Here is a 15858-nt window from a genome sequence, read left to right as displayed (position 1 = left end):
CGTCCTCCGGTGCACCGGCCGGGGCCGGGCCGCCCGCGCGCGCGGACGACCCGGCCCGCCGGCTCACCAGGTGCTGAACAGCAGGTCGTTGTCGGCGGTGCGGGTGGTGGGGACGGCGTCCCGGGTGGTCGCCGCGGTGATCGCGTCGGCCACCGTGGCCGGCGAGGCGGCCGGGTCGCCCTGCAGGTAGAGCGCCGCGACGCCGGCCACGTGCGGCGTGGCCATCGACGTCCCGCTGATCGTGGCGGTGGCCGTGTCCGAGGTGGACCAGGCGCTGGTGATGCCCACGCCGGGGGCGAACAGGTCGACGCAGTTGCCGTAGTTGCTGAACGACGCCGGTGCGTCGTTGCGGTCGGTGGCGCCGACGGTGAGGGCGGCACCCACCCGGGACGGCGACCCGGCACACGCGTCCCCGTTCCCGGCCGCGACGGCGTAGGTGACCCCGTCGGCGATCGAGCGCTGCACGGCCCGGTCCAGCGCCCGGCTGGCGCCGCCGCCCAGGCTCATGTTGGCCACCGCGGGGGCGCCGGCCTGGTGGTGGGCGGTGACCCAGTCGATGCCGGCGATGACCCCGGCGTTGCTGCCGCTCCCGGCGCAGTCCAGCACCCGGACGGCGACCAGGCGCACCTCCTTGGCCACCCCGTGGCGCGCGCCGCCGACGGTGCCCGCGACGTGCGTGCCGTGGCCGTTGCAGTCGTCGGCCCGCCCGCCGTCCACCGCGTCGTACCCGGAGACCGCCCGGCCACCGAAGTCACCGTGCGCCAGCCGGACGCCGGTGTCGATGACGTAGGCGGTGACGCCCGCGCCGGTGGCGGTCCAGCTGTAGGCGCCGCCGAGCGGGAGTGCCCGCTGGTCGATGCGGTCCAGGCCCCAGGTAGCGCCGGACTGGGTGCCCTGCAGCTGCACCGGGGCGTCCCGCTCGACGGCCGCGACACCCGGCAGCGTGGCGAGCCGATCGGCCACCTCCGGGCGCAGCGTGACGGCGAACCCGTTCAGCGCCGCGGTGTAGACGTGGTCGACGTGTGCACCCAGCCGGTCGCTGGCCAGGGCGGCGACCGAGGCCGGCACCGACCCGGGGGTGAGGCTCACGATGTAGGTGGCCGGGGCACCCGGTGCGGCGGCGGCGGTGCCGGTGGTGAGGCCCAGCCCGGTGACGGTGAGGGCGGCGACGGCGGCGGTGGCCAGGGTCCTGCGGATCTGCACGGTGGTTCTCCTCGCTCCAGGGACATCGCAGTCAGCTGCGAGTCCGACACGGAGAGTGAAACCACTGGGTCTCGGTTCCGGAAGGCCTGCGGCCGTGGGATCGATTGCGCCCGGTGTGTCCCGGCACCCGGGCGCGTCGCCGGTCAGCCGCGTTCGGCCAGGCGTCGTCCGGCCGGGCGTCGTGCGTTCGATGCCGCCGGTGGGGGGCGTCGGTCAGGCGGGGACGAGGCCGCCGTCGCGCAGCGCGCAGAGCAGCGCGATGTCCCTGGCGTGCCCGTCGTCGGCGCTGGGGGTCTCCACGACCACCGGCACCCCGGCCATCGACGGGTGGGTGAGCAGCTCGGCGAAGGGCCCGGTCCCGTACGGCCCGCTGCCGATCGAGCCGGCCCCGATGGTGGTGTGCCGGTCGCGGGTGGAGCCGCGCGCGTCCAGCGAGTCGTTGGCGTGGACCAGCCCCAGCCGGCCCGGGCCCACGGTCGCCTCCAGCGCGTCCAGGGTGGCCGCCATCCCGCCCGGGGTGGCGAGGTCGTGCCCGGCGGCCCAGGCGTGGCAGGTGTCGAAGCAGACGCCGACGGCGGGGTGGTGGTCGAGGGCGGCCAGGTAGGGGCCCAGGTCCTCGACGGTGGCCGCCAGCGACCTGCCGCCGCCGGCGGTCGGCTCGATCAGCAGCCGGGGCGCGCCCTCGGGCAGCTCGTCGAGCACCGGCAGCAGTCGCTCGTGCAGCTGGGCCAGCGCCGCGTCGTACCGGTCGGCGCCCACCGCCGAGCCGGCGTGCACGACGACGCCGGCGCAGCCGAGCTGGGCGCCCCGGGCGAGGTTGTGTCGGATGGTGGCGACCGACTGCTCGACCGTCGCCTCGCTCGGGGACCCGACGTTCACCAGGAACGGCGTGTGGATGAACGACGGCACCCCGCGCTCGGCGCACCCGGCGGTGAACGCGGCGTCCTGCGCCGGGTCGCCGGCACTGGGGCGCCAGCCGCGTGGGTTGCCGACGAAGACCTGGACGGCGCGGGCGCCCACGGCGTCGGTGTAGGCGAGCCCGCCCTTGGCCAGGCCGCCCTTGATCTGGATGTGCGCCCCGATCGCGGGGAGCACGGCAGGCGAGGAGGTCACGGGGTGCGCGTCACCCGAACGTCACGAGGATGGTGACCGACGTGCCGAGGTCGACGACCTCACCGGCTCCCGGGGTCTGGCGCAGCACCTGGTTGCCGAAGAACTGGGTGACCTCGGCCTCCAGGCCGGCCTCCTCGAGGGTGGCGACGGCCTCCTCCCGGCTCTTGCCGGTGACGTCGGGGACGGCGACCTGGGGCAGGCCCTCGGAGACGGTGATCGTCACCGTGCTGCCGTAGGGCTGCCGGCCGGCGCCGGGACCGGGGCTGACCGCCATGACCGCGCCGGTGGCGACGTCGGCGCTGCGGCCGGTGGCCCGCTGGACGGTGAAGCCCAGCTGCTCCAGGTTGCTCTCGGCGGCGTCCGGGCTCTGGCCGACGACGTTGGGCACCGCGACCGGCGCCCGGCCGGAGGAGACCACGACGGTGACGGTGTCCCCGCGCTTGAGCTCCGTGCCCGGCACGGGGTCGAAGCGGAGGACGTTGCCCTGGTCCACCTCGTCGCTGTAGTCGTCCACGGTGGTGAAGGCGAGGTCGGGGAACTGGGTCTGCAGCTGGGCCAGGACGGCGTCGGCGGGCTGGCCGGCCAGCGCCGGGTCGACCGAGAACCGCTCCGGGCCCTTGGAGACGACCAGCTCCACGTCCGAGCCGCGGATGGCCTCACCCGCGGCCGGGTCGGCGGTGATCACCGCGCCGGGCGGCACCGTCTCGCTGAACTGCTCCTCGCCGAGCACCGGGTCCAGGCCGGCCTCCTGCAGCAGCCCGACCGCGGTGTCCTGGTCCTTGCTGAGCAGGTCGGGGACCTCGGTCCAGCGCCCCACGCCCAGCCACCAGCCGATCGCCCCGATGGTCACCGCGAGCAGCAGCACCACCGCGATGCCCAGCTGGGCGCGGCGGCGGCGGATGTGCGGCGGCACCCCGGGGCGGACGACGGGCGGGCGCGGGCCGATGCCCGGGCGGGCGTTGCCGACCGCGGTGGTCGGCCCGGGCCCCATGCCCGGCAGGACGGTGGTGCCGCGGCCGCGGTCCACCGGGCCGCCGCCGAGCACCTCGGTGTGCGGGGCGCCGCCGCGCCCGCCCGGCGCGCTGGGCTGCCGGGGGCGGGGCGCGGTCGGGCGGTTGGTGGGGCGCAGCGTGGCCGGGTTGTCGGCCGGCAGGCCGGTGGGCACCGGGACGCGGGCCAGGCCCAGGTCGGCGCGCAGGTCGGTCAGCTCGGCCAGGAAGGCCCCGGCGTCCAGCGGCCGGGCCGCGGGGTCGCGCCGGGTGGTGCGGGTGACCAGCTCGTCGACCTGCCACGGCACGGTGGCCACCTCGGACGACGGCACGGGCACGTCGTGGTGCACGTGCTGGTAGGCGACCGCCAGCGGGGTGTCCCCGGCGTAGGGCGGGTGACCGGTGAGCAGCTCGTAGAGCATCACGCCGGCGGCGTAGACGTCGCTGCGGGCGTCGCTGCGGCCGCGCTCGAGCTGCTCGGGGGAGAGGTAGGCGACCGTGCCGATGAGGACGCCGCCGGTGTGGCTGGTCTGCCCGGTGCCGGCCACCGCGCGGGCCAGCCCGAAGTCGGCGACCTTGACCTGGCCGTCGGTGGAGATGAGCACGTTCTCCGGCTTGATGTCTCGGTGGACGATGCCGGCCCGGTGCGCGGCGGTCAGCCCGGCCAGCACCGGCTCCAGGACGGCGAAGGCCTCGGCGACGGTCAGCCGGCCGCGGGCCTGCAGCAGGTCGCGCAGCGTGCGGCCGCGCACCAGTTCCATGACCAGGTAGACCAGGCCCTGGTCGCTGCCCTGGTCGCTGACCGACACCACGTTGACGTGGCTGAGCATCGCGGTGGCCCGGGCCTCCCGGGTGAACCGGTCGACGAAGGCGGGGTCGTGCGCCAGGTGCTCGGCCATCACCTTGACCGCCACGGTGCGGTGCAGGCGGAGGTCGGTGGCGGCGTAGACGGTGGACATGCCGCCCCGCGCCAGACGCTCCTCGAGGCGGTAGCGCCCCTCGAGGACGAGGCCGACCACGGGGTCGGTCACGACGGTCTCCACGTCGGCGAGTCTAGGAGCGGATCGCGGCGCGCGGCCCGAACGACGCGGGCGGCCAGGTCACGGTCTGGACTCCAGGCGCCTGGAGTGACCAGGTGGGCGCGTGGGGTCGCCGGACGTGGTCGGTCCGGGGCGTCCGTGGCCAGCGGGGCGCCTGTGGCCGGACGGCGCGCCGGCCGGCTGTTCACCGGCCGGGCCACGGCCGGACGACGGTGTCGCGCGGCACCGCCCGGACGTCGTCGACCCCACACAGGGCCATGGTGTGCGCCAGCTCCTCGCTCAGCCCGCTGATCACCCGGGCGACGCCGTCGGCGCCCCCGGTGGCCAGCCCCCACACCGTCGGCCGGCCGAGGAACACCGCCCGCGCGCCGAGCGCCAGTGCGGTCAGCGCGTCGGATCCGGTGCGGATGCCCCCGTCGGCGTAGACCTCGGCCTCGTCCCCGACCGCAGCGACCACCTCCGGCAGCGCCTCGGCGCTGGCGATCGCCGGGTCGGCCTGCCGGCCGCCGTGCGTGGAGACCCACACCGCGGCCGCGCCGGCGGCGACGCAGCGGGCCGCGTCGTCGCCGCGCAGCACGCCCTTGACCACCACCGGCAACCCGGAGACGTCGGCGAACCGGCCGATGTCGGCGAAGGTCCAGGTGGGCGTCTCGGCGGCGGCCAGCGGCGGCTGGGTCCCGGTGACCGGCGGGTGGTTGGCGAGCCGGAGCCCGGCGGGCAGCGCGAAGTCGTGCCGCAGGTCGCGGTGCCGGCGGCCGAGCACCGGCAGGTCGACGGTGAGCACGAGCGCGCCGTAGCCCACCTGCCCGGCGCGGCGGGCCAGCTCGTCGGTGTGGGCGGGGGAGTGCAGCCGGTAGAGCTGGAACCAGCGGGGTCCGGCCGGACGGGCGGCGGCGACCTCCTCCAGCGAGGTGGTCGCGCTGGTCGAGACGGTCATCAGCGCACCTGTCGTGGCCGCGCCGCGGGCGGTGGCCAGCTCGCCGTCCGGGTGCGCCATCCCCTGGTAGGCCCAGGGGGCGACCCCGATCGGGGTGGCCACCTCCGTGCCGAGCAGCGTGGTGCCCAGCTGGGCGGTCGCGACCCCGCGCAGCACGCGGGGGCGCAGCCGCCACGACCGCCAGGCGGCCGGCGCCTCGGCCAGGGTGGTCTCGGTGCCGGCGCCACCGGCGTAGTAGTCGGCGACGTCGGCCGGCAGCAGCTCCCGGGCGCGCTCGGCGAGCGCGTCGAGGTCCAGGTACGGCGGCTCGCGACCGGGGGCGTCGGGGGTGGCGGGGGCATCGCCGCTCCGCTGCGGCTGGCTGAGCCGGGGACCGTTCGCCGGGCCTGCACTGTGCGCCATACCCTGGCAGCCTATGGACACCTTCACCCCCGCGGAGGTCGCCGAGCAGCTCGGCGTCTCGACGAACAAGGTCCGCCAGCTGATCGCCGAGCGGAAGCTCATGGCCGTGCCCGGCAGCGGCAACAGCAAGATCCCGGTGGACTTCGTCCAGGACGGGGCGGTCCTCAAGCACCTGCCCGGTCTGCTCACCGTGCTGTACGACGGCCGGTTCACCGACGAGGAGGCCTTCGAGTGGCTGTTCCGGGAGGACGACTCGCTCCCGGGCACGCCGGTGCAGGCGCTGCGCGACGACCGGCACACCGAGGTCACCCGCCGGGCCCAGGCCCTCGCGCTGTAGACCTGGCGCTGTGGTCGCCGCCGGCTGACCGGCCTACGCCGCGCGGGCGGCCACGGGCCGGGGAGCGCCGACCCTGGCCAGCTGGGCGGCGGTCAGCCGGCGGGCGAACACGGCCAGCCGCCGCGGCCGGGACACCCGGACCCGCCCGTCCAGCACCCGGTACTCGGCCCGCTCGATCTCGGTGAGGATGCCGCCGTAGAGGTCGGTGGCCGCGCGCACGCAGTCGCGGGACTCCCGCGCCAGCATCGGGGTGCCCGGTGCCGCGTCGTCGTAGCGACGGCGGGTGACCGCGACCATCTCCCGCATCAGCGCGGTGAAGCCGGGGGAGTGCCGTCGGGCGGCCAGCTGCTCGCGGGTCACCCCGTGCGCGGCCATCAGGTCCGCCGGCAGGTAGACCCGGCCGCGGTCGACGTCCTCGGCGACGTCCCGCAGGAAGTTGGTCAGCTGGAACGCCTCGCCCAGGGCGATGGCGTGCGGTGCCGCCTCCTCCCGGGTCACCCCCGGCGCGGTGCCGAGCACCGGCAGCACCTGCAACCCGATCACCGACGCCGAGCCCCACATGTACCGGTCCAGCGCGGCGAGGTCGGCGTAGCCGGTGACGTCGAGGTCGCTGGTCATCGCGGCGAGGAAGTCGACGAGGTGCTCCATCGGGATGCCGTACCGGCGGTAGGTGTGCACCAGGGCGAGCCGGACCGGGTCGTCGGACCAGCCGGCCTCGACCTCCTCCAGCGCCGCCTTCGACCAGGCCAGCAGCTCGCCCTCGGGATCCCGGCCGGGCTGGTCGGCGCCGACGTCGACGATGTCGTCGGCCACCCGGGCGGCGGCGTAGAGGGCGTGAATCGCCGCCCGACGGTCCGGGGTGAGCAGCCGGGTGGCCAGGAAGTAGGACTTGCCGTGCTCGGCGGCGATCCCGCGGCACACCGCGTAGGCCGCGTCCAGCGCCGCCTGCTGCGCCGCCCGGCCGGGCGGCGGGACGGCGGTCATGCCGGCACCGGACCGGTGATGCGCTCGGCGGCGAGCCGTCCGCTGATGACGACCATGGGGACGCCGACCCCCGGCTGGACCGACGAACCGGCCAGGACGACGTTCTCCGGCCCGCTGCGGGGCAGGGTCGACGGGCGGAACGGCCCGGTCTGCCCGAAGGTGTGCGCCAGCGCGAACGGGGTGCCCGCGGCCATGCCCTGGGCGGCCCAGTCGACCGGGGTGAGCAGCTCCTCGACCTCGATCGCCTCGCCGACCCCCGTCCAGCCCCGCGCCTCCAGGGTGGCCAGCAGCTCCTCGCGGTAGCGGGGGGCCAGCGCCGGCCAGTCCAGGTCCGGGTTGCCGCCGCTGCGGGGGTCGAGGTTCGGGGTGGGCGCGACCACGCTGAGCACCTGGCCGCCGTCGGGGGCGAGCGAGCGGTCGGTGACCGACGGCATGCTGATCAGCAGGCTGGGGTCGCTCATCGGCCGGCCGTCGCGGGTGAGCTCGGCGAACACCTGCTCCCAGGCCGCGCCGAAGCTGATCGTGTGGTGCGCCTGGCCGGGCAGCTCGGCCCGCACGCCCAGGTGCAGCGCCACGCAGGACGGCGAGTAGACCGGGCGCCGCGGGCCGCGCAGGCCGGGCACCAGCCGGTGCGGGGCGTCGGCGGTCACCACGACGGCGTCGGCGGGCAGCAGGTCGCCGTCCTCGAGCGCCACCCCGGTGACCCGGTCCCCGGCCAGCTCCAGCCGGGCGACCTCGGTGCCGTAGCGGAAGACCACCCCCGCGTCGGCGGCCGCCGCGGCCATCGCCCGGGGGACGGCGCCGATGCCGCCCTGCGGGTGCCAGACGCCGGCCCCGATGTCGAGCTGGGCGATGACCGCGTAGGCGGCGATCGCCCGGAACGGGGAGACCCCGGCGTAGAGCGCCTGGAAGCTGAACAGCCGGCGCAACCGGTCGTCGGTGAAGGCGTCCCCGACGTGCCGGGACAGCCGGCGGAACCCGCCGCGGCGGGCCAGCGCCAGCAGCTCGGGACCCAGCAGGTCCAGCGGGGAGTCCAGGTTGCGGTCGATGAAGGTGCGCAGCTGCAGCTCGTAGAGCTCGGCGAGGTCGTCGAGGTAGCGGAGCAGGGCCGCGGCCTCGCCGGCACCGCACAGCCGCTCCACCTCGGCGGCGAAGGCGGTGCGGTCGGCGTGCACGTCCAGGTGCGACCCGTCGGCGAACTGGGCCCGGTAGGTGGTGTCCAGCGGCGTGAGGGTCAGCCGGTCGGACATCGTCTCGCCGACCGCGGCGAAGGCGTCGGCGACCAGGTCGGGGGCGGTGAACACCGACGGGCCGGTGTCCAGCGCGTACCCGGCCCGCTCGACCCGGCCGGCCCGCCCGCCGGGGCCGGGACAGCGGTCGACGACGGTGACCTCCCGCCCGGCGCCGCGCAGCCGCAGCGCCGCCGACAGGCCGGCCAGCCCCGCGCCGACGACGACGACCCGGTCGGTGCGCCCCGGCACCGTGCGCACTGTGCTCCTCACGCGGTGCGGCTGGTCGCGGCGACGGCGAGGGCGTCGAGGGCCACCCGGGCCTCGTCGCTGATCGGGGCGGCGGCGATGGCCGTGCGGGCCACGGCGGTCCGGTCGGCGATCCGCTCCTCGACCCGGCTGCGGGCCCCGGTCTCCTCCAGGAGGGTGCGCAGCGCGGCGAACTGCTCCGGGCCGGCGTCCGGGTCGCCGAGGGCGCCGGCCAGCAGCCGCCGGCCGGCGTCGTCGGCCCGCTCCTCGGCCAGGGCGATCAGCAGCGTCTGCTTGCCCTCGCGCAGGTCGTCGTCCACGGACTTGCCGGTGACGGCGGGGTCGCCGAAGACGCCGAGCACGTCGTCGCGGAGCTGGAACGCCTCGCCGAGCGGGAGCCCGATGGCGGTGTAGGCGTCGCTGACGTCGGGGCCGGCCCCGGCGATCGCGGCACCGAGCTGCAGCGGCCGCTGCACCGTGTAGCCGGCGCTCTTGTACCGGGCCACCGTCAGCGCGCCCCCGGGCCCGGGCAGCCCGCCGTCGGCGCGCAGCAGGTCCAGGTACTGCCCGGCGGTGACCTCGGTGCGCATGGTGTCCCAGACCCCGCGGGCGCGGGCCAGGGCGGGCGCGGAGATGCCCGAGCGGCGCAGCAGTTCGTCGGACCAGACCAGCGCCAGGTCACCGACCAGGATCGCGGCGCCGATGCCGAACCCGGCGGCGTCGCCGTGCAGGCCCGCGTCGCCGTGCCGGGTGGCGAAGCCGATGTGCGTCGCGGGGCGGTTGCGGCGGGTCAGGGCGCCGTCCATGACGTCGTCGTGGACCAGGGCGCTGGCGTGCACGAACTCCAGGGCGGCGACGGCGCGCAGCACGTCGGCGTCGGCCTCGGCGACACCGGCCGCGCCGGCCGCCGCCCCGCGCCAGCCCCAGTAGGCGAACAGCGGCCGCAGCCGCTTGCCGCCCTCGGCCAGCGCGCAGACCTCGTCGACCACCGGGACCAGGGACTCGTCCATCCCGGACAGGGTCTGCCGCTGCTCGGCCAGGAACCCGGCCAGTGCGGCGGCGACGGCTGCGCGGACCCGCTCGACGTCCCCGGCTCCCGGCAGGGCCGGGACCAGGGCGGGTGGCTGACGGTGCTGCGTCCCGGCGGTCACCGGGCCAGTATCGCGCGCCGTGATCGGACGCTGCCCGTTCACCCTGGCTGGTGCGGCCGTGGTCTCCATCGGGCCTCCTCCTCCGCCGGCCACGCCGGTCCGCCGTGTCGCGGGCCGTCCGCCGGTCGTCCAGTTCCTTCGTCCGCAGCCCCGCCGGTGGATGCACCGATCCGGGACGGACCTGCGACGGTCGCTGCGCGGGGTGTGATCCGGGCGCCCGTAGGCTCGTGAGCCATGACCGGCACCGTGCGCGAGCTGCTGCAGACCGAGCGGCCCACCTGGTCCTTCGAGTTCTTCCCGCCGAAGGACGCGGCGGCCGAGACGCAGCTGTGGACGGCGCTGCGCCAGCTGGAGCAGCTGCGGCCCTCGTTCGTCTCGGTCACCTACGGCGCCGGCGGGTCGACCCGCGAGGGCACCGTGTCGGTGACCGAGCGCATCGCCACCGACACCACGATGCTGCCGCTGGCGCACCTGACCGCGGTCGACCACAGCGTTCCCGAGCTCCGGCACGTGGTGAGCCGGCTGGCGGCGGCGGGGGTGCGGAACCTGCTGGCGCTGCGCGGCGACCCGCCGGGCGCGGACCCGCAGGCGGAGTGGGTGGCCCACCCGCAGGGCCTGCGGTACGCCGCGGAGCTGGTGGAGCTGATCAAGGGCATCGGCGACTTCTGCGTCGGCGTGGCCGCCTTCCCCGAGCGGCACCCGCGGTCGGCGGACTTCGAGTCCGACACCGACATGTTCGTCGCCAAGTGCCGGGCGGGTGCCGACTTCGCCATCACCCAGATGTTCTTCCGGGTCGAGGACTACCTGCGGCTGCGGGACCGGGTCTCCGCCCGGGGCTGTGACGTGCCGGTCATCGCCGGCGTGATGCCGGTGACCAACGCCCGGCAGATCAGCCGGATCGTGCAGCTGTCCGGGCAGGCGTTCCCGGCGGAGCTGGCCGAGCGGTTCGCCGCCCTGGACGGCGACCGTCCCGAGGACAAGCGCGCGGTGCGGGAGCTCGGCGTCGAGGTGGCCACCCAGATGTGCCGGCAGCTGCTGGACGAGGGCGTCCCCGGCATCCACTTCATCACCATGAACCGGTCCACGGCGACGCGTGAGGTGTACGCGAACCTGGCCGGGGCCGACCTGGTCAGCTGAGCAGTTCCCCGGCCTCCAGCGCGGCCCGGCGCAGCCCCTCCCGCTCGGCGGCGTAGCCCCCGGCGACCCCGACGACCGGGAACTGGGCCATCGCCCGGTGCCGGAGCTTGCCCTTCGGCCGGGCGTCCAGGGCGCTGTCGACCCGGCTGAGCAGCCGGGCGGCCCGCCACAGGCTGCGGGCGGCGCCGCGCATCCCGGACCGGTCCTCGCCGAGCGCCTCGTCGACGTAGACGCCGCGGGTCCGGTCCAGCAGCGGCTGGACCCGGTCGGCGGGCAGGTCCCGGTCCAGCAGCACCCGGGCCAGCAACGACACCCGCTCGGCGGGCCGGTCGACGTCGTGCTCGCCGGCCACGCCCAGGACGACGAGGGCCTGCACCGCCGAGCCGACGGTGTTCTGCAGCGGCAGCAGGTCGGCCAGCTTGCCGGCGAACCGCGGTGCGGCCGAGACGCCGGCCGCCACCCGGCTCGCCCGATCGGCCCACCAGGCGGCGCGCTCGGCCGGCGGCAGCTGCGGCGGCCGTCCCAGCCGCTGCGCGAGGGGGGTCAGCCCGCGGTCGACGCGGCGGAGCACGTCGACGACCACGGCGTCACTGATCGGGGCGGCCATGCCCGCGACCCTAGGTGGCCACCGGTCGCCGAGCCGGTCGGACACCGTCCGACCGGCCGCGGCCGGGGCGCTGGACGGCGCGCTCAGAAGGTGAAGCGGCTGACGCTCGCGCGCAGGCCGGCGGCCATCCGGGCCAGCTCGTCGACGCTGACCCGGGTCTGGCCGAGTGCCTCGATCGTCGACTGGGCGGCCGCGGAGACCCCGCCGATGTTGCCGGCGATCTCCGTGGTCCCGCCGGCGGCCTCCTGCAGCGACCGGGACATCTCACCCGTCGTCGCGGTCTGCTCCTCCACCGCGCTGGCGATGGTCAGCTGGGAGTCGTTGATCGAGGCGATCACCGTGCTGATCCGGCCGATCGCGGCGACGGCTCCGGCGGTGTCGCCCTGGATCGCCTCCACGCGCCGGGCGATGTCCTCCGTGGCGCGGGCGGTCTCCCGGGCCAGGTCCTTCACCTCATCGGCCACGACGGCGAAGCCCCTGCCCGCCTCGCCGGCCCGGGCGGCCTCGATGGTGGCGTTGAGGGCCAGCAGGTTGGTCTGCTCGGCGATCGAGGTGATGGTCCTGACCACGGCGCCGATCTCCTGGCTGGAGGTGCCCAGGGCCTCGATCGTCCCGGTGGTCGCCCGGGCCTCGGCGACGGCGCTCGCGGCGACCCGGACGGCCTCGGCGGCGTTGCTGCTGATCTCCCGGATGGAGGCGCCCATCTGCTCGGCGCCCACCGCGACGGTGTCGACGTTGCGCGACACGTCCGCTGCGGCGGAGGAGACCCCCTCGGACTGCGCGGCGGTCTCCTCGGCTGCGGCCGAGATCTGCGCCGCCGAGGCGCTGAGCTCCTCCGAGGAGGCGGCGACCGCATCGGCCGACCCGGCCACCGACCCCATCACGGTCCGCAGCTCGGCCAGGGCGCCGTCCAGGGCGGCCGCGGTCTGGCCCACCTCGTCGCGGGAGGAGACGTTCGCCGGGCGGGTCAGGTCACCGGCGGCGAGGGCCTGTGCGGTGGCCTGCACCCGGCGCAGGCCGCGGGTGATCGCCCGGGCGACGAGGGTGCCGGCGGTGAGCGCGGCGAGCGAGCCGAGGACGGCGACGACCGCCAGGACCGTCCTGGTGTGCCGGTACTCGTCGGTCGCGGAAGCCGCGGTCGCGGCAGCGTTCGTGGCCCGCTGCTCGGCGAGCCGGTCGAGGTCGCCGATGATCGCCGAGGCGATCGGGGTGACCGTCGACTCACGAGCTGCCGACCAGCCGGGGAGGTCGCTGCGGTCGGCCAGCGCGTCGAGGCCGACCATCGCGCCCCGGTAGTCGGTGATCCCGGCCAGCACCCGCTGGACGAGAGCGGTGCCCTCGGTCGACGGATTGGTGTCGAGGTACCGGTCAGCTGCGCCGTCGAGCGCGACGTAGGCCTCCTGCCGGCTCTCCAGGTACCGGGCCCGGTCGGCCGTGGTGGTGGCCACCGCGTAGTTGGTCCCGGCGAGCCGGACGGCGAAGAACGCCGAGCGCATCTCCTCGACCTGCGCCGTGCCGACCAGTTCTTCCTCGTACATGGACGTGGTCGCCGCCGCCGTGTCGCCGAGGCTGCGCAGGCCGAGGAGGCCGACCAGCACGGCGACGAGCACCGCGGTACCGACCGCTGCGACGATCTTGGTGGTGATGCCCCAGCGGGTGCGGGACGGGAACGGGGTGGCGGGCACGCGGGGCCTCCGGGGCTGCGGGTCGAGGGGGCGCCGTCGCGGCGCCTCGCTGTCCGTAATGACCCCTGCACTGCACGTGATGCCCGATCCGGTTGTGCGTCACCCGAAGTGGGTGTGCCGTGCAACCGTCATCCCGCGCGCAGCCGCGCGCAGTCGGCCGGGCCGAGCTCCACCGGGGGCCCGGCGGCCAGCTGGGCCAGCACGATCGCCTGCACCAGCGCGTCGGCGGGCAGCTGGCCGTGCGAGACCTCGGCGTCGGCGCAGACCGACTGCACGGGGACGTTCAGCGCCCCGGCCAGCTCCGCCGACGCCGGCGGTGTCACGGTCCCGTCGCCCGTCGTCCACACCGACACCCAGTCCGGCCCCGCGGGCGTCTCGTCGCCGGCGTTCAGCTCGGCGAGCAGCGGGCTGCCGGTGGTCAGCTGCTGGCAGGCGTCCGGGCACTCCGCGGCCAGGAACCGGGCAGCCAGGTCGGCGACGGTGGTGCCGTGGTGCGGGGAGCCGAGGGTGAGCACCCGCCGGGCCTGCTCCGCGCCGCCGTCCGCCGCCCACAGCCGGGCGACCACCCCGCCGGCGGAGTAGCCGACGACGTCCACGCTGTCGGCGCCGGTGCGCGCGAGCGCCTCGTCGACCGCGGTGTCCAGGGCCGCGGCGGAGGCGGCGAGGTCGCCGGTGCCGTCACCCGGCACGGGGACGACGGTGGCGTCCCGCCCGCCGGCGGCGAGCCGGTCGGCGAGGGTCTGCAGCGAGCCGACCGAGCCGCCGTAGCCGGGCACCAGCAGGACCGGGCCGGGGGTCGCCTCGTCCTCCGCGGCCGGCCGGGCGGCGTCGTCCGCTCCGGTCAGCCGGAGGACGACGAGGGCTGCGACGGCTCCCACGGCGACCAGGGCCAGCAGCACGAGGAGACGGCGGCGGGCGGTGGGGAGGCCGGCGAGCACCAGCCCACTGTCCCTGCTCGCGCGCAGGGCGCCACCGGCCGCGGCGCATCGTGGTGGACTGCACAGCGTGCTGAGCCGCGACGAGTACCTGGTGGCCTGGTCACGATGGCACGGCGGCACCGACCCTGCCGAGAGCCGGCTGGTGCGCGGCTGGCTGTCGCTGGCCTACGCCTTGGCGGTGCCGCTGGCCCGGCTCTCCCCGCTGGTGGCCACCGCGCTGGGCCTGCTGGTCGCGCTGGCCGCGATCGCCCCGGCCGCCGCCGGCGGGGCCTGGCTGATCGCGGCCGGGGTGCTCATCGGTCTCTCCGGCCTGCTGGACTCCCTGGACGGCGCCCTGGCCATCGCCGGCGGTCGCGCCTCCCGGCGGGGGTTCGTGCTGGACTCCGCCGTCGACCGGCTGACCGAGGTCGGCTACGCCCTCGCCTTCTGGGTCGCCGGTGCCCCCGGCCTGCTGGCCGCGGCCTTCGGCGCGCTGTGCTGGCTGCCGGACTACCTGCGGGCCCGCGCCGGGCAGGCCGGCGTCCACGAGACGGGGGCCGTCTCGGTGTGGGAACGGCCCAGCCGGGTGGCGATGGCGGCTCTCGGGCTCGGTGGCGCCGGGGTCGTCTCGCTCATCGACGTGGACGTGACCGCCTGGGGCGCCGACGCCGTCGAGCTCAGCGTGAGCGCCGCGGCGGCGGTCGGGTGCCTGCTCGGCGTCATCGGGACGGCGCAGCTCGGCGTCCAGCTGCGCCGCGCGCTCGCGGACTGACCGCCCTCCCTCCGCGGGCGGGGACGTCCCGCGGCTCCTACGCTGTTCCCCGCCCCGGCGTCCGTTCCCGGCCGGGGTCCGCAGGCCGATGGTGGCCGCCGTCCCCGGAGAGAGTCGCCCTCATGCCCGTCGTCGTGACCGGTTCGATCGCCACCGACCACCTGATGACCTTCCCCGGGAAGTTCACCGACCAGTTCGTCGAGGGCAAGATGGAGAACGTCTCGCTCTCCTTCCTGGTCGACGACCTGGTGCAGCACCGCGGTGGTGCCGGGGCGAACATGGCCTACGGGCTCGGGCTGCTCGGGCAGGGCCCGGTGCTGGTCGGCGCGGTGGGCAACGACTTCTCCGACTACGACGCCTGGCTGACCCGGCACGGCGTGGACACCGGCAGCGTGCACTGGTCCGAGCTCAAGCACACGGCGCGCTTCGTCTGCACCACCGACGCGGCGAACAACCAGATCGCGTCCTTCTACTCCGGCGCCATGTCCGAGGCGTCGCTGATCGAGCTGGCCCCGGTGGCCGCGCGGGTCGGCGACCTGGACCTGGTGATCGTCGGGCCGAACGACCCGACGGCGATGGTGCAGCACACGCAGGAGTGCCGGCAGCGGGGCTACCCGTTCCTCGCCGACCCCTCGCAGCAGCTGGCCTGGGCCGACGGGGAGATGATCCGCGAGCTCGTCGACGGCGCCGACCTGCTGTTCACCAACGAGTACGAGCACGCCCTGCTGCTGCAGAAGACCGGCTGGGACGACGCCGAGGTGCTCGCCCGGGTGGGCACCTGGGTCACCACCCAGGCCGCCAAGGGCGTGCGCGTCGAGCGGGCCGGCGAGCCGACGATCGAGGTGATCGCCGTCCCGGAGACCAAGCCGGTGGAGCCGACCGGCGGTGGGGACGCGCTCCGCGCCGGGTTCGTGGCGGCCCGCCAGTGGGGGCTCGGGATCGAGCGCGCCACCCAGGTCGGGTCCGCGGTCGCCACCGCCGCGGTCGAGGTGATCGGCACCCAGGAGTACACGCTGCCGCGGGCGCCCTTCCTGGAGCGCTTCGCCGAGGCCTTCGGCGCCGACGCCGCCGACGAGGTGGCCCCCTTCCTGCCGGCCTGAGGGGCC

At 76.3% G+C, this 15858-nt stretch carries 14 protein-coding genes; 4 read left to right on the top strand and 10 right to left on the bottom strand.

The window, feature by feature from the left end; genetic code table 11:
- Positions 1-63 precede the first annotated feature (63 nt).
- The 4 genes from FB380_RS20565 to FB380_RS20550 all read right to left on the bottom strand — a co-directional run bounded on the left by FB380_RS20565 (position 64) and on the right by FB380_RS20550 (position 5684).
- Positions 64-1203 (bottom strand): S8 family peptidase, encoded by a 1140-nt coding sequence (locus FB380_RS20565; protein WP_166757103.1) that lies wholly within the window; start codon positions 1201-1203, stop codon positions 64-66.
- 213 nt (positions 1204-1416) lie between these two features.
- Positions 1417-2316, bottom strand: a complete 900-nt coding sequence (locus FB380_RS20560) for a deoxyribonuclease IV (RefSeq protein ID WP_229682193.1) — start codon at positions 2314-2316, stop codon at positions 1417-1419.
- A gap of 10 nt (positions 2317-2326) precedes the next feature.
- Positions 2327-4348, bottom strand: coding sequence for a Stk1 family PASTA domain-containing Ser/Thr kinase (locus tag FB380_RS26100; protein ID WP_166757102.1), 2022 nt, complete (start codon positions 4346-4348; stop codon positions 2327-2329).
- A 181-nt stretch (positions 4349-4529) separates the two neighbouring features.
- Positions 4530-5684, bottom strand: coding sequence for an alpha-hydroxy acid oxidase (locus FB380_RS20550; protein ID WP_166757101.1), 1155 nt, complete (start codon positions 5682-5684; stop codon positions 4530-4532).
- A gap of 13 nt (positions 5685-5697) precedes the next feature.
- Here FB380_RS20550 and FB380_RS20545 point away from each other — a divergent pair, with 13 nt between their 5' ends.
- On the top strand, positions 5698-6021 hold the full coding sequence (locus FB380_RS20545) for an Rv2175c family DNA-binding protein (protein ID WP_166757100.1): 324 nt from the start codon (positions 5698-5700) through the stop codon (positions 6019-6021).
- Positions 6022-6054: 33 nt separating this feature from the next.
- Here FB380_RS20545 and FB380_RS20540 read toward each other — a convergent pair whose 3' ends face one another.
- From FB380_RS20540 to FB380_RS20530, 3 genes are read right to left on the bottom strand one after another with little or no spacing between them, the layout of a single operon-like run.
- The gene (locus FB380_RS20540; RefSeq protein ID WP_166757099.1) at positions 6055-7005 is read right to left on the bottom strand and encodes a phytoene/squalene synthase family protein; all 951 of its coding nucleotides are present in this window, start codon (positions 7003-7005) and stop codon (positions 6055-6057) included.
- Positions 7002-8495 carry a phytoene desaturase family protein gene (gene crtI, locus FB380_RS20535; RefSeq protein WP_166757098.1) on the bottom strand — a complete coding sequence of 498 codons (1494 nt, stop codon included), beginning with the start codon at positions 8493-8495 and terminating at the stop codon, positions 7002-7004. Before crtI ends, FB380_RS20540 begins: the two co-directional genes overlap by 4 nt.
- Positions 8496-8503: 8 nt before the next feature.
- Positions 8504-9634: a polyprenyl synthetase family protein gene (locus tag FB380_RS20530; RefSeq protein ID WP_229682192.1), complete on the bottom strand. Its 1131-nt coding sequence runs from the start codon at positions 9632-9634 to the stop codon at positions 8504-8506.
- Positions 9635-9868: 234 nt separating this feature from the next.
- Here FB380_RS20530 and metF point away from each other — a divergent pair, with 234 nt between their 5' ends.
- Positions 9869-10771, top strand: a complete 903-nt coding sequence (gene metF / locus FB380_RS20525; protein WP_166757096.1) for a methylenetetrahydrofolate reductase [NAD(P)H] — start codon at positions 9869-9871, stop codon at positions 10769-10771.
- Here metF and FB380_RS20520 read toward each other — a convergent pair.
- The 3 genes from FB380_RS20520 to FB380_RS20510 all read right to left on the bottom strand — a co-directional run bounded on the left by FB380_RS20520 (position 10764) and on the right by FB380_RS20510 (position 14001).
- A complete protein-coding gene (locus tag FB380_RS20520) occupies positions 10764-11378 on the bottom strand; it encodes a hypothetical protein (protein WP_166757095.1) in 615 nt (204 codons plus the stop codon). The two genes, metF and FB380_RS20520, sit on opposite strands and share 8 nt — an antisense overlap.
- 83 nt (positions 11379-11461) lie before the next feature.
- A complete protein-coding gene (locus FB380_RS26095; protein WP_166757094.1) occupies positions 11462-13063 on the bottom strand; it encodes a methyl-accepting chemotaxis protein in 1602 nt (533 codons plus the stop codon).
- A gap of 128 nt (positions 13064-13191) precedes the next feature.
- A complete protein-coding gene (locus FB380_RS20510) occupies positions 13192-14001 on the bottom strand; it encodes a lipase family alpha/beta hydrolase (protein WP_188959631.1) in 810 nt (269 codons plus the stop codon).
- Between the two features lie 67 nt (positions 14002-14068).
- On the opposite strand from FB380_RS20510, the gene FB380_RS20505 reads away from it, so the two are divergent.
- Both FB380_RS20505 and FB380_RS20500 read left to right on the top strand, forming a co-directional pair.
- Complete coding sequence (locus FB380_RS20505) at positions 14069-14752, top strand: CDP-alcohol phosphatidyltransferase family protein (RefSeq protein ID WP_166757093.1); 684 nt, start codon at positions 14069-14071, stop codon at positions 14750-14752.
- 122 nt (positions 14753-14874) lie between these two features.
- Positions 14875-15852, top strand: a complete 978-nt coding sequence (locus tag FB380_RS20500; protein ID WP_166757092.1) for a carbohydrate kinase family protein — start codon at positions 14875-14877, stop codon at positions 15850-15852.
- Positions 15853-15858 lie beyond the last annotated feature (6 nt).

Source organism: Modestobacter marinus (genome assembly GCF_011758655.1).
GTDB classification, from domain to species: domain Bacteria; phylum Actinomycetota; class Actinomycetes; order Mycobacteriales; family Geodermatophilaceae; genus Modestobacter; species Modestobacter marinus.
The sequence above is the reverse complement of the archived record's forward strand: the minus strand, read 5'-3'. Positions and strand labels throughout refer to the sequence as shown.